The 25,630-nt window shown below is 72.9% G+C and carries 20 protein-coding genes; 7 read left to right on the top strand and 13 right to left on the bottom strand.

Going from position 1 to position 25,630, the window contains the following annotated elements:
* Positions 1-142: 142 nt before the first annotated feature.
* From ACFVDP_RS02025 to ACFVDP_RS02010, 4 genes are all read right to left on the bottom strand, one after another.
* Complete coding sequence (locus tag ACFVDP_RS02025; protein WP_383481733.1) at positions 143-790, bottom strand: DUF4230 domain-containing protein; 648 nt, start codon at positions 788-790, stop codon at positions 143-145.
* A gap of 111 nt (positions 791-901) precedes the next feature.
* A complete protein-coding gene (gene otr(A), locus ACFVDP_RS02020; RefSeq protein WP_383481730.1) occupies positions 902-2,806 on the bottom strand; it encodes a tetracycline resistance ribosomal protection protein Otr(A) in 1,905 nt (634 codons plus the stop codon).
* A gap of 153 nt (positions 2,807-2,959) precedes the next feature.
* The gene (locus ACFVDP_RS02015; RefSeq protein WP_383481727.1) at positions 2,960-3,394 is read right to left on the bottom strand and encodes a protein-tyrosine phosphatase family protein; all 435 of its coding nucleotides are present in this window, start codon (positions 3,392-3,394) and stop codon (positions 2,960-2,962) included.
* Positions 3,391-4,014, bottom strand: a complete 624-nt coding sequence (locus ACFVDP_RS02010) for a TetR/AcrR family transcriptional regulator (protein ID WP_383481724.1) — start codon at positions 4,012-4,014, stop codon at positions 3,391-3,393. Before ACFVDP_RS02010 ends, ACFVDP_RS02015 begins: the two co-directional genes overlap by 4 nt.
* A gap of 111 nt (positions 4,015-4,125) precedes the next feature.
* Here ACFVDP_RS02010 and ACFVDP_RS02005 point away from each other — a divergent pair, with 111 nt between their 5' ends.
* Positions 4,126-5,148 (top strand): DMT family transporter, encoded by a 1,023-nt coding sequence (locus ACFVDP_RS02005; RefSeq protein ID WP_383481721.1) that lies wholly within the window; start codon positions 4,126-4,128, stop codon positions 5,146-5,148.
* Here ACFVDP_RS02005 and ACFVDP_RS02000 read toward each other — a convergent pair.
* Positions 5,145-6,299: a dihydrofolate reductase family protein gene (locus ACFVDP_RS02000; protein WP_383481718.1), complete on the bottom strand. Its 1,155-nt coding sequence runs from the start codon at positions 6,297-6,299 to the stop codon at positions 5,145-5,147. The two genes, ACFVDP_RS02005 and ACFVDP_RS02000, sit on opposite strands and share 4 nt — an antisense overlap.
* Before the next feature lie 211 nt (positions 6,300-6,510).
* On the opposite strand from ACFVDP_RS02000, the gene ACFVDP_RS01995 reads away from it, so the two are divergent.
* Positions 6,511-7,035 carry an SRPBCC family protein gene (locus tag ACFVDP_RS01995; RefSeq protein WP_383481715.1) on the top strand — a complete coding sequence of 175 codons (525 nt, stop codon included), beginning with the start codon at positions 6,511-6,513 and terminating at the stop codon, positions 7,033-7,035.
* Here ACFVDP_RS01995 and ACFVDP_RS01990 read toward each other — a convergent pair.
* Positions 6,975-7,610 carry a PAS domain-containing protein gene (locus ACFVDP_RS01990; RefSeq protein WP_383484260.1) on the bottom strand — a complete coding sequence of 212 codons (636 nt, stop codon included), beginning with the start codon at positions 7,608-7,610 and terminating at the stop codon, positions 6,975-6,977. The two genes, ACFVDP_RS01995 and ACFVDP_RS01990, sit on opposite strands and share 61 nt — an antisense overlap.
* Before the next feature lie 196 nt (positions 7,611-7,806).
* Between ACFVDP_RS01990 and ACFVDP_RS01985 the strand changes: the two genes are divergently transcribed.
* Positions 7,807-10,962 carry a bifunctional cytochrome P450/NADPH--P450 reductase gene (locus ACFVDP_RS01985; protein WP_383481712.1) on the top strand — a complete coding sequence of 1,052 codons (3,156 nt, stop codon included), beginning with the start codon at positions 7,807-7,809 and terminating at the stop codon, positions 10,960-10,962.
* Positions 10,963-11,020: 58 nt separating this feature from the next.
* Positions 11,021-11,257, top strand: a complete 237-nt coding sequence (locus ACFVDP_RS01980) for a hypothetical protein (RefSeq protein ID WP_383481709.1) — start codon at positions 11,021-11,023, stop codon at positions 11,255-11,257.
* 51 nt (positions 11,258-11,308) lie between these two features.
* On the opposite strand, the gene ACFVDP_RS01975 is transcribed toward ACFVDP_RS01980, so the two are convergent.
* The 3 genes from ACFVDP_RS01975 to ACFVDP_RS01965 form a co-directional block, all read right to left on the bottom strand.
* Entirely contained in the window at positions 11,309-11,701 is a 393-nt protein-coding gene (locus ACFVDP_RS01975) for a VOC family protein (protein WP_383481707.1), read from the bottom strand.
* Between the two features lie 124 nt (positions 11,702-11,825).
* The gene (gene asnB / locus ACFVDP_RS01970) at positions 11,826-13,667 is read right to left on the bottom strand and encodes an asparagine synthase (glutamine-hydrolyzing) (RefSeq protein WP_383481704.1); all 1,842 of its coding nucleotides are present in this window, start codon (positions 13,665-13,667) and stop codon (positions 11,826-11,828) included.
* 313 nt (positions 13,668-13,980) lie between these two features.
* The gene (locus ACFVDP_RS01965; protein ID WP_383481701.1) at positions 13,981-14,931 is read right to left on the bottom strand and encodes a helix-turn-helix domain-containing protein; all 951 of its coding nucleotides are present in this window, start codon (positions 14,929-14,931) and stop codon (positions 13,981-13,983) included.
* Between the two features lie 133 nt (positions 14,932-15,064).
* Between ACFVDP_RS01965 and ACFVDP_RS01960 the strand changes: the two genes are divergently transcribed.
* Positions 15,065-19,267 (top strand): S8 family serine peptidase, encoded by a 4,203-nt coding sequence (locus tag ACFVDP_RS01960; protein ID WP_383481698.1) that lies wholly within the window; start codon positions 15,065-15,067, stop codon positions 19,265-19,267.
* Between the two features lie 68 nt (positions 19,268-19,335).
* Here ACFVDP_RS01960 and ACFVDP_RS01955 read toward each other — a convergent pair whose 3' ends face one another.
* A complete protein-coding gene (locus ACFVDP_RS01955) occupies positions 19,336-20,511 on the bottom strand; it encodes a TIGR03364 family FAD-dependent oxidoreductase (RefSeq protein WP_383481696.1) in 1,176 nt (391 codons plus the stop codon).
* A gap of 127 nt (positions 20,512-20,638) precedes the next feature.
* Between ACFVDP_RS01955 and ACFVDP_RS01950 the strand changes: the two genes are divergently transcribed.
* Positions 20,639-21,433: a GntR family transcriptional regulator gene (locus ACFVDP_RS01950; RefSeq protein WP_383481693.1), complete on the top strand. Its 795-nt coding sequence runs from the start codon at positions 20,639-20,641 to the stop codon at positions 21,431-21,433.
* The gene (locus ACFVDP_RS01945; RefSeq protein ID WP_383481690.1) at positions 21,430-22,116 is read left to right on the top strand and encodes a phosphonatase-like hydrolase; all 687 of its coding nucleotides are present in this window, start codon (positions 21,430-21,432) and stop codon (positions 22,114-22,116) included. The genes ACFVDP_RS01950 and ACFVDP_RS01945 overlap by 4 nt, the downstream gene beginning before the upstream one ends.
* On the opposite strand, the gene pgm is transcribed toward ACFVDP_RS01945, so the two are convergent.
* The 3 genes from pgm to ACFVDP_RS01930 form a co-directional block, all read right to left on the bottom strand.
* Positions 22,109-23,737, bottom strand: a complete 1,629-nt coding sequence (gene pgm / locus ACFVDP_RS01940) for a phosphoglucomutase (alpha-D-glucose-1,6-bisphosphate-dependent) (protein ID WP_383481687.1) — start codon at positions 23,735-23,737, stop codon at positions 22,109-22,111. The two genes, ACFVDP_RS01945 and pgm, sit on opposite strands and share 8 nt — an antisense overlap.
* 63 nt (positions 23,738-23,800) lie before the next feature.
* The gene (locus tag ACFVDP_RS01935) at positions 23,801-24,544 is read right to left on the bottom strand and encodes a Clp protease N-terminal domain-containing protein (RefSeq protein WP_383481684.1); all 744 of its coding nucleotides are present in this window, start codon (positions 24,542-24,544) and stop codon (positions 23,801-23,803) included.
* A gap of 31 nt (positions 24,545-24,575) precedes the next feature.
* Positions 24,576-25,568 carry a hypothetical protein gene (locus tag ACFVDP_RS01930; RefSeq protein WP_383481681.1) on the bottom strand — a complete coding sequence of 331 codons (993 nt, stop codon included), beginning with the start codon at positions 25,566-25,568 and terminating at the stop codon, positions 24,576-24,578.
* Positions 25,569-25,630 lie beyond the last annotated feature (62 nt).

Raw genomic sequence — 25,630 nt, 5'->3', positions numbered from 1 at the left:
TGCCCCACCCTTTTTCTTGGCTGCACGTCGTCCGCACGTAGAAAAAAACATGAGCTAGGGTTTTCTCCCTTTCCCTCACCCCCCCCCACCCCCCGGGACCACGATGTGGAGGCCGGTTCGCCTCATGTCCGCGCCCGAGCGGTCAGGTCCCGTAGGAGACCTTGACCTTCTCGAACCCCAGCGAATGCAGCAGCCCCTTCAGCATGTCGGTGGTGTTGCCCTCGGCGCGGCCCGTGAGGCCGCTGTCCTTCGCGGCGTCACCGATGTGCATGGCGGCGACCTTGCGCACCGCCCGCTCGTCGTTGGGGTTGTCCGAGAACAGATCGCCGAGCCGGTCGAGCAGCCCGCGCTGCTTCGACACCGCGTAGGAGCGGTCCGTGTCCAGCGCGGGCTTGCCCAGCTGGGCGTGCGGCAGACGCAGCGTCGCCGACGTGCGGTCCTTGTTCACCCGGACATCTCCGGGGTCCACCTTTCCGAGATCGACGTACGCGTCCACGGTTCCCGCCCCGATGTACAGGGTCCTGGTCCCGCGGATCGCGTCCGGCAGGTATTTCGTGTCCTTCTCCAGATCGACGACGACCTGGAAGTTCCCGGACGCGGCGTCGTAACGGCTCAGGTCCCGCACCGACTTGAGCAGCGTGGGGCCCGACCGGTCGTGGGTCTCGGTGCCGAACAAACCGTCGAGACGGTTCATCAGGCGCAGTCCCGTGGCGACCAGAGCCACCACGACGACGACCACGATGGCGGCCTTCGCCCACGGGGGGAGCGCAGCAACAGCCCTCGGCTTCATGAGGGAAACCTCCTTCCCATGCAGCCCGAGTTCCCGCGACGGGCGCAGATCACGCCTGCCGCGGTGCCGCCTTCGCCGGGCGTCCTGTCCGCCGGAGCGGTTCGTGCCGGTTCACTCCCGTACCGGCCGGTCGCCCGTCACCCGTGACCACCAGACGCCCTCGCCGCGCGTCAGTCCCGGCAGGGCCAGCTCCATCTCCCGTACCCTGCGCGCCGTCAGCTCCCCGCTGATCAGCCAGGACGTGTTGCCGCCCATGGTCCGCCCGAACTCGGCTCCCAAGGAGGCGAGTTGTGCGCTCACCGCGGCGAGCGCGTCCAGGGGGACCTCGGCCTCGAAGGTGTGCACCGGCTCGAAGACCCGGGTGCGGGCCCGCTCCAGCGCCCGCCGCACCACGAGCGCCGTCACCGCGCGGAAGTCGCCCGCCACGCTCACCGGCGAGTCGAACCCCGAGCGGATCAGTGTGACATGACAGTCCGTCACCGGCCAGCCGTGCGGCCCGCCCGAGGCGAGCGTGGCCCGCGCCGTGTCCGCGACGGCCTGGTGGAACGCCCGGGGCAGGGCGCCCAGTTCGGTCTCGTACGTGAAGACCCGGTCGGAACCGGGCGGCCCCGGCTCGACCCGCAGACCGACGGTCGCGGGCAGCCCGGTCGTGCTGCGGCGCCCCATCTCCTCGACGTCCTCGCCGGTGCCCACCGGGCGCTCCACGCACCGGATCCGGCTCGGCTCGAACACCGCCTCGATACCGAACTCCTCGGCGAGCGTGGCCCCGAGAACCTCCTTCTGCACCTCCCCGTACAGCAGGAGAGCCGTCGCGCCCCCGGTGGCCGGGCGGGCGTGGATCAGCGGGTCCTGGTCGGCGAGGTCCAGGAGGGCCGCCCGCAGTGCCGCCCCCTGCCCCGGCTGCACGGCGCGGGCCACGGTCTCCAGCGTGGGCGGCGCGAACCGGGAGCGGCCCGTGTCGGTCCTGCCGAGCCGGTCGCCGACCCGGATCGCCGCGACGCCCCGCACCTCGGCGATCCCGCCGGGGCCCGCGGTGTCCCCGCCGGGGCCCGCGGTGTCCCCGCCGGTCCCGGCGACCCGCAGCCCGGTGATGCGTGCCGGTACCGACTCGGTGCCTCCGTCGGTGTCCCGGCGCAGGAACGTCACCTTCTGCCGGGCCCGCAGCTCGCCGTCGTACACGCGCAGATAGCCGACGCGTTCACCGGCGGGCCCGCGGCGCACCGCGAACACGGTCGCGGCGGGCGGCGCCGACACGTCCGCCTTGCCCGCCGCGGGCAGGAACTCGACGATGGCGTCGACGAGCCGGTCCGCGCCCTGGCCGCCGAGCGCGGACCCGAACAGCAGTGGATGGACCAGTCCCTCGGCCGTCCGCGCGACCAGCGCCCGGCGCAGCGCTCCGGATGTCGGCGGCGGCCCGTCGACCAGGGCGGCGAGGACCGTGTCGTCCACCTCCGCGAGGGTCCGCGCCGCCGCGTCGTCCAGGGCGTGCTCGATGACGGCGGCCCGGGGCGTGCCCGCGTGGCTGACCCGGGACAGCGGGACCACGTACGGGGTGAGCCTGCGGCGGATGTCGTCGAGCAGCGGGCCGGTCCGTGCGCCCGCCCGGTCGATCTTGTTGACGAACACGAGTGTGGGCAGCCCGAGCCGCCGCAGCGTCTTGAGCAGCACACGCGTCTGCGCCTGCACGCCCTCCACCGCGGAGATCAGCAGGACGGCCCCGTCGAGCACGTCGAGCGCGCGCTCCACCTCGGCGATGAAGTCGGAGTGGCCCGGGGTGTCGATCAGATTGATCTGGGTGTCGCCGACGGTGAACGCGGCGACGGCGGAGCGGATGGTGATGCCGCGCCGTCGCTCGATCGCACCGGTGTCGGTGCGGGTGTCACCGGCGTCGACGCTGCCGAGCCGGCCGATGGCCCCGGTGTCGAACAGGAGCCGCTCGGTGAGGCTGGTCTTACCGGCGTCGACGTGGGCGAGAATGCCGATGTTCAGGGTGGTGCGAACCTGCGGGGTCTGCATGGAAGGTCGAGTCCTCGAGAATCGTCCGGCGTGGGCGCTGAACTGCTTCGAGGAATCGGCGCATTCCGTTCTCCTGCTCGCATGAGGACCGTGACCCGGGTGCGGGCCCTGTGACCCGGCCATGGTGCGCACCGGGTCAGGGGGCCACGCAACTCATTTTCCCGGCGGTGCGAACCGGCGTACGTAGCGCTTCTGCCACGGGGTCTCCACCGCCTGCGGGGCGTAGTGGCGTCGCACATAGGCCACCGCCTCGGGCGCGGGCACCCCGTCGAGCACCGCGAGGCACGCGAGCGCCGTCCCTGTCCTGCCGCGCCCGCCCGCACAGGCCACCTCCACCCGCTGCTCGGCGCTGCGTCGCCACGCGTCGGCCAGCACTTCGCGGGCCCGTCGCCGGTCGGCCGGGAGCCGGAAGTCCGGCCAGCGCAGCCAGGTGAACTCCCACTCCACGGGCGGCGGTTGCCGCCCCAGCAGATAGACCCCGTACGCGGGGTGCGGGCCGGGCGGCAGCGGCGCCCGCAGTCCACGTCCCCGTACCAGTCGCCCCGACGGGAGGCGAAGGACGCCCGGCGCTTCCGGGTCCCAGGTCATCGCGTCTCCCGCGCGGCGGAGAGGAGGAACGCCGCCAGCCGGCGGGCCCGCCCGAACGCGTCGGGGAACACGTCGAGGCCGTCGGAGACGAGCGCTCCCTCGTGCAGCAGCATCAAGGAGCGCCCCAACTCCCTTGCCGCGTCCGGCGACACGTCGTGCGCGAGTCGCGTGAACAGCTCCAGCATCCACTGCTTCTGCCCGGCGATGACGGCGTACGCGGGGTGGGCCGGATCGCTGATCTCGGCGTGCGCGTTGACCATGCTGCAGCCCTTGCCGCTGTGCGCGGCCATCCACTCCCGCGACGCGTCGAACACCGCCAGCACCCGCTCCGTGGGCGTGAGGCCGGCCGGGTCGTGGTGCCGGGCCAGGAAGGCGCGCCAGCGGGCGTCCCGGGTGGCCAGGTAGTCGACGACGATCCGCTCCTTGGAGCCGAACCGGTCGTAGAGCGTCTTCTTCGTGACCCCCGCCTCGGCGGCGATCAGATCGACGCCCACGGCGTGGATCCCGCGCTCGTAGAACAGCCGCGACGCGGTCTCGAGGACCCGGCGCGCGGCGGGGGTGAGGTCGGGCCGGTCCGGATCGACGACCGGAGGGACGTGCGGGGCGGAAGGGGGAGGCATACCGCAAGAGTATACCGATCTGTATAGTCGGGCCGTGACGGCGGAGTAAGCAGATCTGTTTACTCGCGCCGCGTGCCCGTCCCGTTGTCGTCCCGAGGTGGTGTCCGCACCGTGAACGTGCTGCTGTCCGTCGGCTTCGTCCTGACCTGGAGCTCCGGTTTCATCGGGGCCAAGCTCGGCGCCGCCGAGGCGAGCGCCGTGACCACGCTGATGTGGCGGTTCCTGCCCCTGGCCCTCGTGCTCGCCGCCGTCGTGGGGCGCCGCGCCGTACGGGAGCTGACCGCGCGGAGCCTCGCACGCCAGATCGCCGTCGGCGCCCTCTCGCAGAGCGGCTATCTCCTGACCGTCTACTACGCCATCCAGCTCGGCGTCTCCAGCGGCACCACCGCCCTCATCGACGGCACCCAGCCCCTGGTCGCGGGCGCCCTCGCCGGACCGCTGCTGCGCCAGTACGTCACCGCGCGCCAGTGGGCCGGCCTCTGCCTCGGCCTCGCCGGCGTCCTGGTCGTCACCACGGCCGACGCGACGGCCGTGACCGGGGTGCCCCCGTGGGCGTACGGGATTCCGTTCCTCGGCATGATGTCGCTGGTCGCGGCCACCTTCGTGGAGAGCCGCTCGACCACCCGCGTCGAGCCGATGGTGGGGCTCGGGGTGCACTGCGCGACGAGCGCCGTCGTCTTCACGCTCCTGGCCGTGGCCACCGGCGACGCGACCCCGCCCGCCGCACCGTCCTTCTGGCTCTCCCTCGTCTGGCTCGTCGGCCTGTCCACCTTCGGCGGGTACGGCCTGTACTGGGTCGTGCTGCGCCGCGACGGCCTCACCCGCGTGAACACGCTGATGTTCCTGATGGCGCCGGTCACCGCGGTGTGGGGAGCCCTGATGTTCGGCGAGCCCTTCGGGGTGCGGACCGCCCTGGGCCTGGCCCTCGGACTCGCCGCCGTGGTCGTCGTACGGCTAGGGCCTGTCTTCAAACTCCCCTCGTTCGCCCGGAGGGCGGCCCCGCGGCGTCTGGTGCGTGCTCTCGGCGTGCCGGGCGCACGGCCTCGTACTGGACGTACTTGGCCTTGTGCCCGGTGCGGCGAGAGTGCGTGCCAGGCGTCGCGGGGCAGAGGGGAGTTTGAAGACAGGCCCTAGGAGGCCGTGGGCGGCGTGACCAGGTGGCTGTTGGGGAGGATCGCGGCGCCGGCGAGCTCCGGCACATCGGCGACGACGACACCCGCCTGCGCGAGGACGCCCATCCCGTCGGCGCCCGGCACGAACGTGTCCGGCTCGCGCCAGGCCGTCACCACCCGCCGCACCCCCGCGTCGACGATCAGCCGCGCGCACGGCTTCGGTCGTGAGGCGCGGTGGGCGCACGGCTCCAGGCTGCTGTAGACGGTGGCCGCCGCGAGCCGCGGATCGTCGCCGGGGAGCTTCGCGAGCGCGGCCTCCTCGGCGTGCACGACCGGGTCGCCGCCCTCCCGGGAATGCCCTCGTGCCAGCTCCGTGCCGTCGGCCGCGACCACCACGGCGCCCACGCTGAACGCGGTCTGCGACGGCGGGCAGTCGGCGGCCAGGTCGCAGGCGAGGCGCAGCCAGTACCGGTCCGCCGCCGTGACGCCGTCCGTGGTGCCGGGCACGGTCGGCGCGTACCGGGTGACGATCACATCGCCGACCCGCTCCGTGTCCAGGACCCGCATCCGGCTGCGCGGCCCGCCCGGATACGCGCCGGGGCCGAACAGGCGGGGTGCGTCCGGCTCCCCGACCACCAACGGCGCTACGGCGAGCCGCAGTTCGTCCGCGAGGCCCAGCCGCAGCAGCTGGGTGTGCACCCGCGCCCCGCCCTCGACCATCAGCCGCCGCACGCCCCGCTCGCCGAGGTCGTCCAGGAGCGCCGCCCAGTCGACGGCCGCCCCGAGCGCCACCACCTGCGCGGCCGCGCCGAGCCGGGCGCGGGCGAGGACCGCGCCCCGGTCCGTGGTGTAGACGAGGCGCTCGCCGCCCGTCGTGAAGAACGGGTCGCCGGGATCGAGCTCCCCCGACCCGCTGACCGTCACCTTCAGGGGATACGCGGGCCGCCCCTCGCCGACCCGCTCGGCCCGCCGCGCCTCGGAGTTGACCAGCAATCGGGGCCGGTCGGCGCGCAGGGTGCCCGCGCCGACGAGGATCGCGTCGCTCGCCGCACGGACCGCGTCGACCCGGTCGAAGTCCTCGGCGCCGGAGAGGAGCAGCCGCCCTTCTCCCGTGTCGTCGAGACACCCGTCGAGCGAGACGGCGGCGGACAACAGCACATGAGGGCGGGGCATGGCGACTCCGTGACCAGGAGGAACGAACACCTCGACCCTACCGAGGAGCGGGCGGCGTGCGTGATCCGGCCGGAGGGACGACGGCGGCCGGACGTGGAACGCACCCCGCCGCGGCGGGAGGCGGTGCCCGGTGCGCGATGAGAGGCTGTAAGCGGCTCACGTGACGCCCGGGACACCACCTCAGACCGCTACGGACCGCGGAGGCGCGCGCATGACGACCCTCACCGGCGACTATCTGACCCTGGACGACGGCCGCCCCGCCGTCCGCCTCACCCGCACCTACCACCGGCCGGCCGAGCAGGTGTGGAGCTACGCGAGCGACCCCGCCGAGCTGGCCCGCTGGTTCCCCTCGACGTTCGAGGCGGACGAACTGCGCCCCGGAGCCACGATCCGTTTCTTCGAGGACCCGAACATGCCGGAGTCCACCGGCACCGTCCTCGCCGCCGACGCCCCGCGCCACCTCTCCTACACCTGGGGCGCCGACGAACTCCGCCTCGACGTCACACCGCTCGGCGACGGCACCACCCGGCTCACCCTGACGGACGTACTGGAGAGCGCCGACACCGCCGCCCGCAACGCGGCGGGCTGGGAGGTCTGCCTCAACGCCCTCGACGCGGCCGACCGGGGCGAGCCCCAGGCGCCGTCGCAGCCCGCCTGGAAGGAGCTGTACGACGCCTACATCACGGCGGAGTTCCCCTCGGGCGCGCCGGTACCCGGCCTGGACGACCGCACCTGAGGCGGCCACACCCCGGGCACCAGAACGCCCGACGCATAGGCGCGGGCGACGAGTTCGGTGCGGTTCGCAGCTCCCCACCGCCGGGACAACTGCCGCAGGTGATACGTGACGCCGTCCGTCGTCAGGCCCGTCTCGCGCGCCGCCTGTGCGGTCGTCGCACCCGCCGCCAGCAGTGCCAGGATCCGCTCCTCGTTCGGGTGCAGCGCCTCGGGCTCCGGTGACGGCTCGGCCGGAGCGGACACGGCGGACGTGCGCAGCATCACCAGCAGATCCGGCAGCCCGTTCGGGGTGTCGCTCACCGGGTCGACGATCAGCTCGCCGTGCCGCCGCGCGCCGTGCGTGTCCCGCCAGGTCACCGACACCGTGTAGCGGGACCGGCGGCGCAGCTTCAGGGCCTCGGCGATCCGCTCCACCTGCGCGCCGTCCAGCGGCGGGAACAGCTCCAGCATGTCCCGGCCCCTGAGCCGGCCCGGCGTGGTGCCCCACTCGGCGGCCAGCGCCGCGTTCGCCAGCCGCACCGTGCCGTACGGATCGCACACCGCGACCGGCATCGGGATCCGGTCGAACAGCACCATCGCGCGATTGCGCCACACCACCGCGTCCACGACACCTTCACCTCCCGCCCTGCACGTCACGGACCGGCGCCCGGCACAACCCCGGCACGCCGTCGGCCACTACACAATCATGTAGTGCGCCTGCGCGGACCGGCGGGGGAGCGGCAGCAAGCTGGAACCTCCGATCCACCGCTCCGCGAAAGGCAGTTGTCGCACCATGCCGCACAACGCGCTGCTCCCGCCGCCCCCCACCGACGGCCTTCCGCTCATCGACATCTCCGCCACCGGCCCGGGCCCGGCTCCGATGCAGCAGGTCATGCGCCTGATGCGGGAGAACGGGTCGGCCCTCGTACGCCGGCTGCACGGCCGCGACGCCCTGTTCGTCGCCGACCTCGACCTGGTCACCGAACTCTCCGACGACGACCGTTTCGCCAAGTTCGTCGGCCCGGCCCTGCAGAACGTGCGGGAGTTCGCCGCCGACGGCCTGTTCACCGCGTACAACGACGAGCCGAACTGGGCCCGCGCCCACGACATCCTGATGCCCGCCTTCGCGCTCGGCTCGATGCGCACCTACCACCCGGTGATGTACCGCGTCGCCCGCCGCGTCATCGACAGCTGGGACCGCGCGGCCCGCGACGGCAGCCCCGTCGACGTTCCGGGCGACATGACCCGGATGACCCTCGACACCATCGGGCTCGCCGGATTCGGTTACGACTTCGGGTCCTTCGACAGCGTCGAGCCCCACCCCTTCGTCGAGTCGATGGTGCGCTGCCTGGAATGGAGCATGAAGCGCCTCGCCCGCGTCCCCGGCGGCGACCATGCCGCCGTCGACGCGGCGTTCCGCGCCGACGCCAACCACCTCGCACAGGTCGTCGACGACGTCATCACCGCCCGCGTACGGGGCGCGGCGGCGGACACCGACGACCTCCTCGGCCTCATGCTCACCGCCGAACACCCCCGGGACGGCTCACGCCTCGACACGGCGAACATCCGCAACCAGGTCATCACCTTCCTCATCGCCGGACACGAGACGACCTCCGGCGCGATGTCCTTCGCCCTGTACTACCTCGCCAAGAACCCCGCCGTCCTCGACCTCGTGTGCCGTGAGGTCGACGGGCTGTGGGGCGACACCGCCGATCCGGAGCCCGGCTTCGACGACATCGGCCGCCTCACCTACACCCGGCAGGTCCTCAACGAGGCGCTGCGCCTGTGGCCCACGGCCGCCGCGTTCAGCCGTCAAGCCCGCGAGGACACCCTTCTCGGCGGGCGCATCCCGCTGCGCGCCGGGCAGGGCGTCAGCGTCCTCACCCCGATGCTGCACCGCCAGCCTGTTTGGGGCGACAACCCCGAGCGCTTCGACCCGAACCGGTTCACCCCCGAGGCCGAGGCGGCCCGCTCAGTGCACGCCTTCAAGCCGTTCGGCACCGGTGAACGCGCCTGCATCGGGCGGCAGTTCGCCCTGCACGAGGCCACCATGCTGCTCGCGATGCTGGTGCACCGCTACCGGCTGCGCGACCACGCCGCATACCGGCTCACGGTGAAGGAGACCCTCACCCTGAAACCGGACGGCTTCACGCTCACCCTCGCCCCGCGCACCCCGGCCGACCGCCGCCACGGCCCACTTCCCGGACCCGGCGCCACCACGGCGCCCGAACAGGCCGCCGAAACAGCCGGGTTGCCGGTGCGCGTCCGCCCCGGCACCCGCGCCCTGTTCCTGCACGGCAGCAACTACGGCACCTGCTCCTCCCTCGCCCTGCAACTCGCCGACGAGTCCGCCGCGCTCGGCTGCGACACCGAGGTCGCACCGCTGGACGCCTACGCGGGCGCCCTGCCCACGGACCGGCCCGTGATCGTCGTGGCCGCCTCCTACAACGGCCGGCCCACCGACGACGCACGGGAGTTCGCCGCCGCCCTCGACACCGTGCCCGACGGCGTGGTGTACGCGGTCCTCGGCGTCGGCGACCGCAACTGGGCCGCCACCTACCAGCACGTCCCCACCCGCATCGACGAGCGGCTCGCCGCCGCGGGCGCCGAGCGGCTGTGCGAACGCGCCGCCGCCGACGCCTCCGGCGACCTGAACGGCACCGTGCGCACCTTCACCGCCCGGCTGCGCACCGCCCTCCTGGAGCGCTACGGCGACCCCGACGCCACCGGCGCCGCCCCCGCGCCCACGGCCGCGTACGAGATCCGCGCACTCACCGGCGGCCCGCTCGACGCCGCCGCCCGCCGGCACGGCCTCGCCGAGCTGACCGTCACCGAGTCCTACGACCTCACGGCGCCGGGCCACCCCCGCACCAAGCGGTTCCTGCGGCTCGCCCTGCCCGAGGGGGCGACGTACCGCACCGGTGACCACCTCACGGTCCTCCCCGCCCACGAACCCGCCCTCGTGGACCGGGCCGTGGCGGCGCTCGGGCTCGATCCGGACACCCTGCTCGACCTGCGCGACCACCGGCCGGGGCGGACCGGACTCGCCGTCGACCGCCCGCTGACGGTGCGCGAACTCCTCACCCACCACGTCGAGTTGCGGCACCGGCCCGCCCCCGAAGCGGTGGCGGTGCTGGCCGCCGCCAACCCGTGCCCGCCCGAGGCGGCCGCCCTGAAGGCGCTCCCGGCCGACGACCCGCGCACCTTCGTCGAACTCGTCGAGGACCACCCGGCACTGCGCGGAGCGCTCACCTGGCCCGCACTCCTGGAGGTGCTCCCGCCGCTGCGGCCGCGCCACTACTCGATCTCGTCCAGCCCGGCCACCGGCAAGCCCGGACAGGTCGACCTGATGGTGTCCGTGCTCGACGCCCCGGCCGCCTCCGGCCGCGGCCGCCACCGGGGAACCGGCTCCACCCACCTCGCGGAACTGCGACCCGGCGCGACGGTTCTCGGCCGCGTACAACCGTGCCGCGACGCCTTCCGCATCCGGCCCGACGTGCCCGAACCGGTCATCATGGTCGCGGCCGGAACAGGCCTCGCCCCGTTCCGCGGCGTCGTCGCCGAACGCGGCGACGGGCTGCCGCCCGCGCTGGTCTACTTCGGCTGCGACCACCCCGACCGCGACTTCCTGCACGCTGACGAACTGCGCGCCGCCGACGCCGCCGGAACGATCTCGCTGAGGCCCGTCTTCAGCGACGCACCCGTCGACGGCCACGCGTTCGTGCAGCACCGCATCGCCGCCGAGGCCGACGAGGTGGGCCGGCTGCTCGACGCCGGTGCACGGGTCTACGTCTGTGGCGACGGCGCCCGCATGGCGCCCGGGGTGCGCGCCGCCTTCCGCGCGCTGTACCGGCAGCGGACCCCCGGCGCCGACGAGAGCGCGGCCGAGGGCTGGCTCGCCGGACTCGTGGCCGAGGGGCGCTACGTGGAGGACGTCTACGCGGGGTGACGACCTTGGCCGAAGCCTGGCGTAGCGGGATCGTCACGGAGGGCCCAGAATCAGATACATGTCCTTTATGTCCGCGGGTGTGACGTGGCTGGGACTGGGCCTGACGGTCGGTGCGGCGGGCCTGGTGACCTACGGTCTGGCGATGTTGCCGTGTTCGGCGACGGTCCGCCAAGAGGATGCCGAACTCGTCTGTCGCCCGGCTCGGCGCATGGCGCTGGGCCTCTGCGCGCTGGCGGTGTCGGCGGTCGTGGTCGGGACGGTGCTGCTGGTGTTCGCCGTCACGGACTTCAGCTGACACCCGCCGGGCCGCCGCGAGGGCGGCCCGGCGGGTGTGGCTCAGGCGGTGTCAGGCGCCGTCGCCGCCCCCGTAGGGGCGGGTGATGACCTCCATGCCGTGGCGCACGGGATCCTTGAAGTACACGCCACGACCGCCGTCGTTGTGGTTGATCTCGCCCGGCTGCTTGCCGTGCGGATCGGCGTAGTAGGTGAGCCCGGCGTCCTGGATACGACCGAAGATGCCGTCGAACTCCTCCTCGGTGACGAGGAAGGCGTAGTGCTGCGTCACGATGGACTCGGCCGGGATCGACGCGAAGTCGAGCGTGACGGCGTTGCTGAGTTCGAGAGCGACGAACGGGCCCCATTCGGCGCCCACCTCGAGACCGAGGATGTGGGCCAGGAACTCGGCCGACTCCCGGTTGTCCCGGGCGTGGACGATGGTGTGATTGAGCTGTACCGCCATGGTGGATTGCCTCCGATGGGCAACTCCGGCACCTCCATGCCTCACCGGGTCGGTGACCGGCACGCGATGCGGCCGGGAGTATAGGCACATCACGGCGTGCTCGGCCACCGGTACGCCGGGAGGCTCAGTCCAGTGCCAGTTCGGGGTTGTACATGTCCAGCCAGAGCGCCAGATCGAGGGTGCGCTCAAGCCCGCGCCGGGACGCCTGGGTGATCTGCGGGGCCTCGCGGTGCGCGGCCCGGTGCACCCGGTCGCGGTCGACGAGGTCGAAGACCCGGTGCGAGGGACGCGACAGCAGGTCCTTGGTGTGGTCCTGGAGCGCCACCGCGTACTTCGGGTCCTGCGTGGAGGGGTACGGGCTCTTCACCCGGTCGTACACCGACTTCGGCAGCACGTCCGCCGTCGCCTCCCGCAGCAGCGACTTCTCCCGGCCGTCGAAGGACTTCAGCGCCCATGGCGTGTTGTACACGTACTCGACGAGCCGGTGGTCGCAGAACGGCACCCGCACCTCCAGGCCCACCGCCATGCTCGCCCGGTCCTTGCGGTCCAGCAGCACCCGCACGAAGCGGGTCAGGTGCAGGTGGCAGATGCGCCGCATCCGGTACTCGAAGTCGCTCTCGCCGTCGAGGCGCTGGATGCCGCGCACGGCCCCCGCGTAGTTGTCGGCGATGTACCCGCCCAGGTCGAGACGGCTCGCGAGGTCCGGGCGGAGCACGTCCGCGTCGTCGCCCATGTGGCGGCCCATCTTCAGCAGCCACGGGAAGGTGTTCGCGGAGCGGGCCTCCTCGTCGAAGAACTGCAGATAGCCGCCGAACACCTCGTCCGCGGACTCGCCGGACAGGGCGACCGTCGAATGCTCGCGGATCGCCTTGAACAGCAGGTACAGCGAGGCGTCCAGGTCACCGAAGCCGGCGGGGAGGTCACGGGCCCGGATGACCCGGGCGCGCACCTCGGGGTCGGCCAGCGCGTGCGAGTCGAGCACGATGTCGCGGTGGTCGGTACGGGAGGCCTTCGCCACGTCGTGGACGAAGGGGGTGTCGGGTGTGCCGCGCAGTTCGTCGGCGACGAAGTTCTCGGCCTGCCCGAGGAAGTCGACGGCGAAGCTGCGCACCGTCTCGCCCCGCCCGGCCAGCTGCCGGGCGGCGATCGCGGTCATCGCCGAGGAGTCCAGGCCGCCCGAGAGCAGCGTGCAGCGCGGCACGTCCGAGACGAGCTGGCGGCGCACGATGTCGTCGAGCAGCTCGCGCACGGTGGCGATGGTCGTGTCCCGGTCGTCGGTGTGCGCCCTCGTCTCCAGCGTCCAGTACGCGCGCGCCCGCAGCCCGGACCGGTCCACGGTCACGACCGTGCCCGGCTCGACCTCGTGCATCCCGTCCCACACCGCCTGTCCCGGAGTCTTCACGAACGTGAAGAGCTCGCGCAGTCCCTCCAGCGAGACCCGGCCCCGGGCGAGCGGGTTGGCGAGGATCGCCTTGGGCTCCGAGCCGAACAGCACGCCGTCCGGGGTCTCGTAGAAGTAGAAGGGCTTGATGCCCATCCGGTCGCGGATCATGACGAGCTTGTCGGACCTGCCGTCCCAGATGGCGAAGGCGTACATGCCGTTGAGCCGTCCGGGCAGCTCCTCGCCCCACTCCAGATAGCCGCGCAGCACGACCTCGGTGTCCGAGTCGGTCCGGAACTCATGCCCCTTGGCGGCCAGTTCCGAGCGCAGCTCGGTGTAGTTGTACGTCTCGCCGGAGTACACCATCGCGACCGTGCCGCCCGGTGTCTCCACGGTCATGGGCTGCCGTCCGCCCGGCAGGTCGATGATGGCGAGCCGGCGGTGGCCGAGCGCCGCGGGACCGTCGATCCAGGTGCCGCGGTCGTCCGGGCCGCGGCACTCCATGGTCGCCGTCATCGCATCCAATGTGTCGTGCGAGGCCCGCAGGTCACGGTCGAAGGAGACCCAGCCGGTGATGCCGCACATATGCTTCCTCCCGCTTGCCGATCCGCCGTGTCGCTCCGGTGCGGCCGGTGTGACCTGCGAGAAAGCAGGGACGAGTGCCACCGCGCCGAATCGGTTGTACACGGCATCTATGTGTCGAGCGTGTGACATGGCGGCGGGGCCGGTCAATGAGTCCGTAACGCGGCGGGCGGGGAGACCCCGTCGCTTTCGGCCGTGCGTCAAAAAGGTAAAGCGACCGATTCCCTTAGCAAATCCGCCGTGTGCGGAGTTGTGGGTGATGGTTGCCTGGGGCGACCGGGTGGGATCCGGCCATCGGCAAAGATTTGATCAACCCTCAGATCCAGCCCCGGCGCTGCGCGATCACACCCGCCTGGAACCGGTTCGCCGCGCCGAGGAGGTGGTGCAGACGGCTCGTGCGGCGGCGCATCGTGCGCACCGACCACCCCAGCTGCCGGGCGATCGCCTCGTCCTTCAACCCGCTCACCAGGAGCGAGAGCATCAGCCGGTCCTCGGCGTCGAGCGGGCCCTCGGCGGGCGCGTCGAGCGGCTCGGCCACGCGCCAGCACAGCTCCCAGTGGTCGATGAGGAGATCGAGCAGTGCCGACGGGCGGATCACGGCGGCCCGCACCTCGGACGACAGATCCAGCGAGAGCGGCATCAGCGCCACCCGGTCGTCGGCGATCGCCAGCTTCACCCGCAGCCCCGGCAGCACCCGGGCCTGCTCACCCAGACCGACCAGACGCCGGATGTCGTCGAGGACGCCCGGCCACTCCAGCGCCTCGGGCGCGTAGACCGCCCGGTAGGTGAGGCCGTCGGCGAGCGAGGTCTCCTCGACGGGGTTCGCGGTCGTCAGTGCGTAGGGCGGCCGGTCGAGGGTGCGCACCTCGTCGCGGGCCTCCTGTTGCAGGCGTACGAACCAGCGGCCCAGCGCCTCGCTGCCGTGCACGACCTCCACCTGCTCGCCGCCGCCGTGCCGCCCGGCCGTGAACAGCCGGGACAGCTCTGCCGCGGTGGACCGGACCCGGTCGAGCTCGGCCGCGCGCGTGCGGACCAGGGCGTCCACAGCGTGCTCGGGATCGATCGCCGCGTACCGCCGCCGGGTTCCGGACAGCCGTCCCACCAGACCCAGGTCGTGCAACCGGTGGAGCGCGCGGCCCACCCGGTCCGCGGAGCACGCGAGTTCGTCGGCGAGCTGTCCGGGGGAGGCCGCCTCGCGGGAGAGCAGGGCGCGGTAGACGGCCTCGTCGAAGGGGTCGACGCCGACCGCGGAGAGCTGTTCGGTCATGCCGGGATCCTGGCCCATGTGTGCCACCGGCAGCAATGGGCCGCCGAGATCCGTTGTGCCGGCCTCCTCCGCCCGACTACCAACTCCCACCATGGGCAACCACATACGACTCACCCGTCGCACTCCCCGCGGTGTGCGAAGACCTCTGCATGCCGTGCTGACCGCCGCCGTGCTCGGCGGCCTGTTGTCGGCGACCCCCGTCGCGCAGGCCGCGGCCACCCCCGCCCGCACCCGCGTGATCGTCGAACTCGACGGGGCCACCGCCCTGGAGGCGCCCGCGGGCACCGCCCGTGCCGCACGTGCCGCCGACGTCCGTGCGGCGCGCGAGCGCATCGACACCCGGCAGGACGCGATCGTCGAGGCCGCGAAGGACGCGGGCGCCGCCCCGAAGTCCGTACGCCGCATGGGGCTTGTCCTCAACGCGGTCTCGATGACCGTCGACGAGGACACGGTGTCCCGGCTGCGCGCCCTGCCCGGGGTCCGCGCCGTCGTCCCGGACACCCGGATGAAGGTCCAGGCCACCGAAGCCGCCCCGGAGCAGGAGCTGGTCAACCTGCCCCAGGTGTGGCAACGCTCCGCGCCCGGCGGCACGAAGGCCACCGGCAAGGGCGTCACCGTCGCCGTCGTCGACTCCGGCGTGGACTACACGCACCCCGACCTCGGCGGCGGCTTCGGAGAAGGCCACAAGGTCGTCGGCGGCCACGACTTCGTCAACGGCGACGACGACCCGATGGACGACAACGCCCACGGCACCCACGTCGCCGGGATCATCGCGGCCGACGCGGCCCACCCGGGCGGCGTGACCGGAGCGGCGCCGGACGCCGAACTCCTCGCCTACAAGGTGATGGACGCCGACGGCTACGGCGACACCTCCACCATCGTCGCCGGCATCGAGGCCGCCGTCGACCCGGGCAACCCGCACCGCGCCGACGTCATCAACCTCAGCATCGGCGGCCCCGGCGACGGTACCGACCCGCTCGGACTCGCCGCGAGCGCCGCCGTCGACGCGGGCGTCGTGGTCGTCGCCGCCGCGGGCAACGACGGGCCGGGCCCGTACAGCGTCGGGTCGCCCGCGGCGGCCCGCGGCGTCCTCGCGGTCGGCGCCTCCACCAGCGGCATCGCCGTGCCCGAACTCCGCCTCGCGGGACAGCGCGAGACCCTGGAGACGTACCGGGGGCTGGTCTCCGCCAACCCGCCGCGGCAGCCGGTCACCGGCGCGCTCGTCGACATCGGCCAGGGCAGCGCCGACGACTGGGACAAGGCCGGCGACGTACGCGGCAAGATCCTCCTGTACGCCGCGCCGCCCGCGCGCACCGAGGGCGACACCGTCTACGCGGAGGATCTCGCCGTCTACGAGGAGGCCGAGAAGCGCGGCGCGCTCGCGCTGATCGGCGGCGTCGGGGGCGGCGGCGGACCCGTCGTCGCGAACGAGCCCGGTGACGGCGCACCCGTCGCCTCCGACAGCGGACGGAGCCTGAACGGCTCGGGCGGCGACCTGCGCATGGACCGTCTCGTCGTCACCGGCGTCGACAGCGTCCAGGCCGAGGAGCTCACCGGACTCGCAGCCCAGGACGCGAAGCTGACCCTGTCCGGCCGCGACTCCACCGACGAGATCGCCTCGTTCTCCTCGCGCGGCCCCGACCAGAACCTGAACCTCAAGCCCGATCTCCTCGCCCCGGGCGTGGAGATCCGCTCGACCGTGCCGACCTCGATGGTGTCGTCCGGCGCCTGGCGCATGTCCGGCACGTCGATGGCGTCACCGCTCGTCGCGGGCTCCGCCGCGCTGCTGCGCCAGCTCCGGCCCGAGCGCACCCCCGCGCAGATCGACGCCGACCTGACCGGAACGGCCCACCGCCTCAAGGGAGTCGACACCATCGCCCAGGGCGCGGGCCGGCTCGACGTGGCCGCCGCGGCCGACGCCGCGCTGACCGCGTCCCCGGCCACCGTCTCGCTCGGCCTCGCCGACATGGGCGGCCCGCGCGTCACCGGCTCGCGCACCGTCACCCTGCACAACAGCTCCGGGAAGACCGTCAGCGGGACGGTCTCGGCCGACGGCGACGCGGCGCGGGTGAGCCCCCGCCGGGTCACCGTGCGCGCGGGCGGCTCGGCCACCGTGCGGCTCACCGTGGACGCCCGCCGCCCCGACACGACCGTGCACTTCTCCGGCGCGGTCACCGTCACCGGCCACGGGCACACGCTCCTGACGGTGCCGTACCTGCTCGAGGCGATCCCGCTGTACGTCGACGCCACCCCCGACCCGTCGTCCGGCGCGAGCACCGCGTACGTCTACACGCCGACCGCGCTCACCGCACCGCCGGTGCTCACGGTGGATCCGCCGAAGGGACGCAACTACACGAAGACGACGAAGGCCACCGGCGACCCGCACTACTTCGCCGTCGACCTGGACGGACCCGACCCTGGCACCTACCGCCTCACGGCGCGCGCGAAGGCGGCCGGTGGGCAGCACCAGTACGGCACCGGCGGCTTCGAGGTCACCCCGGCCGACGCGCACGGCACCGCGTGGCGGCCCGTCGGGCCCAACAGCGCCGACGGCCGGGTCACCCTGGCGTCGAGCGACCCGGAGCAGGCCGTCATGACCCAGTCCGGCAAGCCCGGCGCCTGGCTCACCACCGACGCGGGCAGGACGTGGGCGGAGCGCGCCCGCACCCCGTTCGCGGGCGCCGCCACCAACGAGCCCTCGATCGTCGTGGACGCCCACGACTCCAGCCGCTGGTGGTCGGCGATGCAGGCCTTCTCGTGGTCCGTCGGCAACGGAGGCATCCTGCGCACCGCCGACAGGGGACGCACCTGGGAGCGCCTGAACGCACCCGACCTGTCCTACAAGAACCTGGTCAGCGACGCCGACAACCGTGTCCTGGTGGCGCAGACGGACGAGGGCGCGCTCTTCGTCAGCCGTGACGACGGCGACAGCTGGCAGCCCGAGGAACTCGGGCTGCCAGCCGACGTCTACGCCGTCGCCATGGGCGGCGACGACCTGTACGTCTGGGCCGGGCGCGCCGTGTGGGTGGTGCGCGACATGGTGGGCGGCGGACCGAAGAAGGCCGAGCGCGTCTACGCGGCGGCCGGCGACGGCAGCCAGGCGTTCGCCGGGTTCTCCGCCGACGGTCAACTGGTTGCCGTGAAGATCCTCGGCAAGGGCGGCGGCCTGTTCATCAGCTCCGACGGCGGCCGCACATGGGGCGCCGGACAGGGCAACGGGCGCGGCCTCGTCACCGTCAGCCGCGGCGAGATCCTCCAGGACGGCTCCGACGGCAAATACCGCGTCAGCAAGGACGCGGGCGCCACCTGGCAGGAGATCGGCAAGCCGGTCGCGGGCACGGTCCTGTACGACTACGACCGCTGGGCCGACGGCAGCTACACCGTCAGCGCCGCCTCGGCAGGCATCTACCGCGGCGGGCAGGGCGGTTCGGGTCAGCAGCGGATCGGCGTGCAGGGCGAGAGCGTGCCCGCGCTCGCCGTGGCCGACGGATCGTTGCTCGCCGGGACGAGCGTCGGCATGTACCGCACCCCGCTGCCGGCCGCCTCGCCCGAGTGGGGCCCCGGAGAGCACGAAGGCACCACCGGGACGCAGGTGACGGCGATCCAGCCGTACGCCCGCGACAGCAGGATCGTGTGGCGCACCTTCGAGAGCCTCGCCGGGCTCTCCGTGCAGAAGAGCACGGACGGCGGCCGCACCTGGGAGGAGCGGGGGCAGCTCGACGGGAACGCGCTCGCCCTGGCCGTGGACCCGCGCGACCCCGACCGGGTCGCCGTCTCCTACGCCCGCATCGACGGCCCCGGCGTCTACACCACGGCGGACGGCGGCGAGCACTGGAAGAGCCTGCGCAAGAACGACGAGTACCGCGCGCTGGCCTTCGACCCGGGCCGTGCCGGACGGCTCTGGCTCGGCGGATACGGCGGCCTGTCGTACTCCGACGACTTCGGCAGGACGCTGACCGAGGCGGCCGACGGCGCGGTCTCCGCGCTGGGCGCCGACGGCTCCCGGCTGATCGTCGGCGGTCAGACGCTGCGCTGGTCGACCGACGGCGGCCGCACCTTCCGCACCGCCGACCACGGCGGCCTGCGCATCCAGGTCTCCGGGATCGTCAAGGCCGGCGGCGCCTGGTACGCGGGCACCACCGGACGCTGGATGCCGGGTGAAGTCCCGTACGGAGCCCGGGGCGTTCTGAAATCCACCGACGGCGGCCGCACCTGGCACAACGTCTCGGGGACGCTCCAGAACACCGACGTCCTGTCGATGGCCGCCTCGCCCGACGGACGCGGCCTGTACGTCGGCACACAGCTGGGAGGGGTGCACCGGCTGACGCTGAAGTGAGCCGGGGAAGGGGGCCCGTGCGAGGGGAGGGGCCCCCTTCCTCACTTCCCGACTTCCTCGAGCCCTTGTCAGTCCGTCGTCTTGAGGTCCCCGTCGAAGGTCGCGGCCGCCAGGCCGAAGGACAGGGTCATCCCGACGCCCGAGGTGACCGAGATGGCCCGCACGCCCGCCGCGACGTCCCGTACGAGCAGTGGTCCGCGCGGGCTGCTCGCGTACACGCCCTGCCAGCGCTCGGTGACCCGCACCTCGCGCACGCCGAGGACGCGGGCCGCCTCGCGCAGCAGCAGCGCCGACGTCGCCTCGTCCTGGAAGGGGATCTCCGTCGCGTCGTACGCGTGCGAGTCGCCGACCAGGACCGTGCCGTCGGGCAGCCGCGTGAACATCACATTGGCGACCACGTCCAGCAACTCCGGGCTGTGCGCGGTCACTTCGGCCCGCAGCGCGGGCGCGGAGGACGTGGCCGTGAACGCGTCGTAGCGCAGCATCGAGGTCGCCGTCAGCACCGCCGCGTCCGTACGGAAGGCGGCCGGTGCCTCGATCCGCGCCATCGACAGACGGCACCGCTCGATCCCGTGCGCCTCCGCCTCGGCCGGGTGCAGGCGGTCCAGGTCGTGGCCGACGCAGAGCAGGATCCTGTCGCCGTGCACCTCGCCGCGAGCGGTGTGCACGGTGCCTTCCTCGACCCCCGTGACGTTCGTGCCCCACACCACCGTCGCCCCGGGCTGCTCCGCCAGCCAGGCCGCGAGCCGGGGCGCCGCCTCGCGCGGGTTCACCCGCAGGTCGGCGGGGAGGAGGGCGCCGCCCACCAGGTCGTCGCGCGCGTCCGCGGGGCGCCCGAGCGCGTCCCCCACCTGGTCCCGGGTGCGCAGCCGCACCGCGTCCGCGCCCCGCTCCTCCCGCAGCTCCTCCAGGACCGCCAGCTCCGTCGCCGACCGCGCCACCACCAGGGCGCCCGCCTCCGGGGCCCACAGCCCGGCCCGCCCGGCGGCGTCCAGCCACCCGGTGCGCGAGCGCTCGGCCAGGCCGAGCAGCTCGCCCTGTTGAGCGGTGACGCAACAGTGGCCGAAGTTCCGCACGGACGCGCCCACCGGCCGCCGGTCCCGCTCGACGACCGTGACGCTCAGCCCGCGCCGCACCGCCTCGACGGCATGGGCGAGACCGACGATCCCGGCGCCGACCACGACGAGGTCGCTGCGGCCGGTCGGCAGGTCCACGGAAAAGGAGGGTGCTGTTGCGATGCTCATGCCGCCCAGCCTGCGGAGTGCCCCGCACCGACATCAAGAGCTGTCTATACAAGTTTCCCGAGTGTTTACCGTCCGGAGATCAAGCGGGGCCTTGTCCTGTTCGGCCCGGAACTGTAAGACTCGACTTGTGAAGACAAGTGCGGAGAGCGGGCCGCTGCACCAGCGGCTCGGCGCCGAGTTCCGGCGCCGGATCGAGGCGGGGGAGTGGCCCGAGGGGCAGCCCGTGCCCAGCGAGGCCCAGCTGTGCGAGGAGTTCGGCACCTCGCGCGGGCCGGTGCGCCAGGCGCTGGCCCAGCTGCGCGCGGAGGGGCATCTCGTGGGCGGCCGCGGCAAGCCGCCCGTGGCCCGCAGGGTCACCCCGTCCCAGCCGTTCGCCTCGCTCATGTCGTTCACCCAGTGGGCGCGCTCCATCGGGCGCGTCCCGGGCCAGTTCACCGTCGAGGTGGCCCGCCGCCGCGCCGGAGCGGAAGCGGCCGCCCGCCTCGGTCTCGACGAGGGCGAGTCGGTCGTCGACCTGGTCCGGCTGCGCAAGCTGGACGGCGTACCGGCGATGGTCGAGCGCTCGACGTTCGTACTGGACGCGGGCGCCCACCTGTTCGCGGTCGACCCCGACGCGGGCTCCGTCTACGAGGCCCTCATCGCCCGCGGCGTCGACCTGCACCACGCGCGCCACACCATCGACGCCATCGCCGCCGACCCGCAGGACGCCGAACTGCTGGACGTCGCCGTCGGTCAACCCCTGCTGCGCGTAAGGCGGTTGGCGTACACCGGCGACGGCACGCCCGTCGAGTACGCGGACGACCGCTATCTGCCGTCGATGGCCACCTTCACCATCGAGAACACCGTCGGAGGCCGCACCGTCGCGGCCCGCGAACGCACCGACGACGCACCGCCCCACCACACGCTTAAGGACACCCAGTGATCGAACTCGCCGTCTTCGACATGGCAGGAACGACGATCGAGGAGCACGGCGCCGTCTACGAGGCGCTGCGCCACGCCGTCGAGGCGACGGGCGTCACCGTCGCCCCCGCCGACCTCCAGACCTGGATGGGCACCGACAAGCGCGAGGCCATCGCCGCGCTCGTCCGCATCGGCGGCGGCACCCCGGACGCGGAGCTGGTGGAGCGCCAGTACGGGGTCTTCCGTACGTTCCTCAAGGAGCGTTACGAGGATGTGCCGCCGGAGCCGATCGCCCACGCCGACAAGGCACTTGAGGAACTCCGCGCCCGCGGCGTCAAGGTCGCCCTCACCACCGGCTTCAGCGCCGACGTGGCGCTGCCGCTGCTCGCCTCGCTCGGCTGGTCCGTCGGCGAGGGCGGCAATCTCGACGCCGTCGTCACCTCGGACGAAGTGCCGCGCGGCCGCCCGGCCCCGTACATGATTCACCGGGCGATGGAGAAGACCGGCGTCGTCGACGTCCGCACGGTGCTCGTCGCCGGTGACACGGTCGTGGATCTGGAGGCCGGGACGAACGCGGGGGCGGGCGTCGTCGTGGGCGTGCTCACGGGCCAGTTGACCCGTGAGCAGCTCGAAGCCCACCCGCACACCCACGTGCTGAACAGCGTCGCGGACGTCCCGGGCCTGCCCGAGAGCGCCGCTAGCTGAGCGCCGCGTCCACGATGGCCTGCGCCTCGCTCTGCACCTGGGCGAGGTGCTCGGCCCCGCGGAACGACTCGGCGTAGATCTTGTACACGTCCTCCGTGCCGCTGGGGCGCGCCGCGAACCACGCGCTCTCGGTGGTCACCTTCACGCCGCCGATCGCCGCGCCGTTGCCCGGCGCCTCGGTGAGCCGGGCCGTGATCGGCTCGCCCGCGAGGGTGTCCGCCGTGATCGCGTCGCCGGTGAGCTTCGCGAGCCGGGCCTTCTGCTCCTTGGTCGCCTTGGCGTCGATCCGCGCGTAGGCGGCGCCCGACGCCCCGTGCTCGGCGGCGAGTTCGGCGTAGTACACCGACGGCGTCTTCCCCGTGACCGCGAGGATCTCGGCGGCGAGCAGCGCGAGCAGGATGCCGTCCTTGTCGGTCGTCCACACGCTGCCGTCCTTGCGGACGAAGCTCGCTCCGGCGCTCTCCTCGCCGCCGAAGCCCACGGATCCGTCGACGAGCCCGGGCACGAACCACTTGAACCCGACGGGGACCTCGACGAGGGTGCGCCCGAGCGAGGCGGCGATCCGGTCGATGACGGCGCTCGACACGAGGGTCTTGCCGATCGCCGCGGACGCCGACCAGTGCGGGCGGTGGCTGAACAGGTAGTGGATGGCGACGGCGAGATAGTGGTTGGGGTTCATCAGGCCCGCGTCGGGCGTCACGATGCCGTGCCGGTCGGCGTCGGCGTCGTTGCCGGTCAGCAGGTCGAAGTCGTGGCGGCGCGCGAGCACGGACGCCATCGCGGGCGCCGACGACGGGTCCATGCGGATCTTGCCGTCCCAGTCCAGCGTCATGAACCGCCACGTGGGGTCGGTCTCCGGGTTCACGACGGTCAGGTCGAGGCCGTACAGCTCGGCGATGCGCGACCAGTAGTGGACGCTCGCCCCGCCCAGCGGATCGGCGCCGACGCGCACGCCCGCGGACCGGATGGCGTCCACGTCGATGATGTCCTTCAGGTCCTCCACGTAGCGTTCGCGGAAGTCGTACGGCTCCCAGGCTGTGGCGTCACCGGCGGCCGCCGTCCAATCGGCGTCCTCCAGAAGCTCGTTGGCGCGCTGTGCGATCCAGGCGGTCGTCGTCGAGTCGGCGGGACCGCCGTGCGGCGGGTTGTACTTGAAGCCGCCGTCGCGCGGCGGGTTGTGGCTCGGTGTGATCACGATGCCGTCGGCGCGGTCCGCGCCGCCGTCCGCGGTGCGGTTCCAGCGCAGGATCGCGTGGCTGAGCGCCGGCGTCGGCACGAAGTCGCCGTGCGTGTCGGCCATGACGCGCACGCCGTGCGCCGCGAGCACCCCGAGCGCCGTCGTGAGTGCGGGCCCGGACAGGGCGTGGCTGTCGGGGCCGATGAACAGCGGGCCCGTGATGCCCTCGGCCGTGCGGTGCTCCACGATGGCCTGGGTGATCGCGGCGATGTGCTTCTCGTTGAAGGCGCCGTCGAGGCTGGAGCCGCGGTGGCCACTCGTGCCGAAGACGACACGCTGCTCGGGACGCGAGACGTCGGGCACCGTCGAGTAGTAGGCGTCGACGAGGGCGTCGATGTCGACGAGGTCATCCGGCCGGGCGGGGGTTCCTGAGCGGTCAGTCATGGGAGCAGTTTCCCACTTGCGTCCATGGGGCCCGGCCGGGACGCCTCGCTGTTTCCTGTGGGTTCAGGCCTCCTTCGTCAGCTTGTCGAGGGCGGCGGTGATGTCCGCCTCGGACGCCTCCTTGGTGATGCCGAGGTCCGAGAGCACCCCCGTGCCGTTCTCCTGCTCCAGCAGCGCCAGCAGGATGTGCTCGGTGCCGATGTAGTTGTGCCCCAGGCGCAGGGCCTCGCGGAACGTCAGCTCCAGGGCCTTCTTCGCCTCGGCGTCGAACGGGATCAGCGCCGGGGACTCCGCGGCGGACGCCGGCAGCCTGACCGTGGCCGCCTGCCGCACGGTGTCCAGGAGCACGTCCTGCGCGAGGATCGCCCGTGCGCCGAGGCTGTCCGGCTCGTGCAGCAGTCCGAGGACCAGGTGCGCGGTGCCGATCGAGGTGTTCTTCGCGGCGTGCGACTCGGTCTGCGCGCTCACCACCACGTTCCGGGCGCGCGTCGTGTAGCGGTTGAAGCCCTGGCTCGGGTCGAGGTCGTTCTCCGAGCCCTTCGCCACGAAGCGCTTCTGCGCCGCCTGGCGCGTGACGCCCATGCTCTTGCCGATGTCGGTCCAGGAGGCGCCGGAGCGGCGGGCCTGGTCCACGAAGTGGCCGATGAGGTGGTCGGCGATGTCGCCGAGGTGGTCCGCCGCGAGGACCGCGTCCTGGAGCTGGTCGAGGGCGCTGGTGTGCACCTTCTTGATGGCGTCGATGAGGTCGTCGAGGCGGACGGTCGGGGTCATGCCCGCGGGGTTCACGTCTTCCGGTGGATTCGTCATGAGGCAACCCTAGGTTGACAGTGAAGGGGTGTCAACCTTCAGTTGACACCCTGATGGGGAGTTCGGGAGCCGGGAGGAGGCGTTCGATCTCGTCGGCCGGGTACGGCGTTCGCCGGCTCTCGCCGAGCAGCCGTTCCACGAACCCGTCGAAGAGGTCGAGAGCGGGCGCGTACGGAGCGAGCAGCGCGTGTACCGCGTCCGTCGGGGCTTCGGCGGGCAGATGGTGGCGGCGCAAGTGGCTCAGGGTGCGGCACAGGTCGTACGACGGCAGATGCCGGCCCAGGAACCCGGTCTCCGCGGCGCCGAGTCGGAAGCGCGCGCTGAGCGCGAGGCCGAAGTCCGCGAACAGCAGCCGGTCCCCGTCGGCCAGCAGATTGCCGAAGTGCCCGTCGAAGTGCACGACACCCTGCTCCCGCAGAAACGCGGCGGTGCGCTCCACCTCCCGCACCGCCCAGCGGTACGTGTCCTCGTCGGGCCGCGCCGAGAACCGCTCGGCGACCGTCTCCGGCACGTACTCCAGGAACAGCGCGAGACTGTGCTCGGCCGCCGCCAGCTCGGTGAGCCGCACGCGCACCGCGGGGGAGTCCTCCCAGTGGGCGACGGCCCCGTCGAGCCCGCCGAACTCGTCCAGGAAACCGTCCGGTGCGCTGTCCGGCAGGATCCGCCAGTGATAGGTCAGGGGAAAGCCGTCGTGCGCCTGCGACAGCACCCAGTTCGTGGTCATGACGTGCAGTGCGAGCTCCCGCCACGCCCCGAACCCCGTCGAGCCGATCCCGTACTGGTAGAAGCTGGGAAGGTCGAAGAGATCGACGGTGGAGCGCAGGTTCGACGGCCGCAACTCCCTGGCCGTGAGCGGCACCCGCTTGACGAAGACCGGTGTGCCGTCGACATCGAGGACGCCCGAGCGCCCGCCGATGCCGGCGGATCCGGGCCGCGCGCCGCGCACCAGCTCTCCCAGTCGCCGGTCGTCGATCAGCGCGAGGGCGGTGGACATCCGGGCGTACCGGGTGTGACGGCGGTGCATCGGCGACTCCTGGGGACGCGAAGGGTGGCCGGGCACTCGCCCGGCCACCCCATCGTGCCGTG

The organism is Streptomyces sp. NPDC057694, assembly GCF_042799415.1.
Classification (GTDB): domain Bacteria; phylum Actinomycetota; class Actinomycetes; order Streptomycetales; family Streptomycetaceae; genus Streptomyces.
This window is presented reverse-complemented; position numbering and strand designations above follow the sequence as displayed.

Coding starts and splice junctions, on each gene's coding strand:
- ACFVDP_RS02000 (WP_383481718.1), bottom strand. CDS start 6,299: ATGCCCCGCCCTCATGTGCTGTTGTCCGCCGCCGTCTCGCTCGACGGG.
- ACFVDP_RS01990 (WP_383484260.1), bottom strand. CDS start 7,610: ATGGTGCTGTTCGACCGGATCCCGATGCCGGTCGCGGTGTGCGATCCG.
- ACFVDP_RS01980 (WP_383481709.1), top strand. CDS start 11,021: ATGTCCTTTATGTCCGCGGGTGTGACGTGGCTGGGACTGGGCCTGACG.
- ACFVDP_RS02010 (WP_383481724.1), bottom strand. CDS start 4,014: ATGCCTCCCCCTTCCGCCCCGCACGTCCCTCCGGTCGTCGATCCGGAC.
- ACFVDP_RS01955 (WP_383481696.1), bottom strand. CDS start 20,511: ATGAGCATCGCAACAGCACCCTCCTTTTCCGTGGACCTGCCGACCGGC.
- ACFVDP_RS02025 (WP_383481733.1), bottom strand. CDS start 790: ATGAAGCCGAGGGCTGTTGCTGCGCTCCCCCCGTGGGCGAAGGCCGCC.
- ACFVDP_RS01935 (WP_383481684.1), bottom strand. CDS start 24,544: ATGACGAATCCACCGGAAGACGTGAACCCCGCGGGCATGACCCCGACC.
- pgm (WP_383481687.1), bottom strand. CDS start 23,737: ATGACTGACCGCTCAGGAACCCCCGCCCGGCCGGATGACCTCGTCGAC.
- ACFVDP_RS01965 (WP_383481701.1), bottom strand. CDS start 14,931: ATGACCGAACAGCTCTCCGCGGTCGGCGTCGACCCCTTCGACGAGGCC.
- ACFVDP_RS01995 (WP_383481715.1), top strand. CDS start 6,511: ATGACGACCCTCACCGGCGACTATCTGACCCTGGACGACGGCCGCCCC.
- ACFVDP_RS02015 (WP_383481727.1), bottom strand. CDS start 3,394: ATGACCTGGGACCCGGAAGCGCCGGGCGTCCTTCGCCTCCCGTCGGGG.
- asnB (WP_383481704.1), bottom strand. CDS start 13,667: ATGTGCGGCATCACCGGCTGGGTCTCCTTCGACCGTGACCTGCGGGCC.
- ACFVDP_RS01930 (WP_383481681.1), bottom strand. CDS start 25,568: ATGCACCGCCGTCACACCCGGTACGCCCGGATGTCCACCGCCCTCGCG.
- ACFVDP_RS01985 (WP_383481712.1), top strand. CDS start 7,807: ATGCCGCACAACGCGCTGCTCCCGCCGCCCCCCACCGACGGCCTTCCG.
- ACFVDP_RS01975 (WP_383481707.1), bottom strand. CDS start 11,701: ATGGCGGTACAGCTCAATCACACCATCGTCCACGCCCGGGACAACCGG.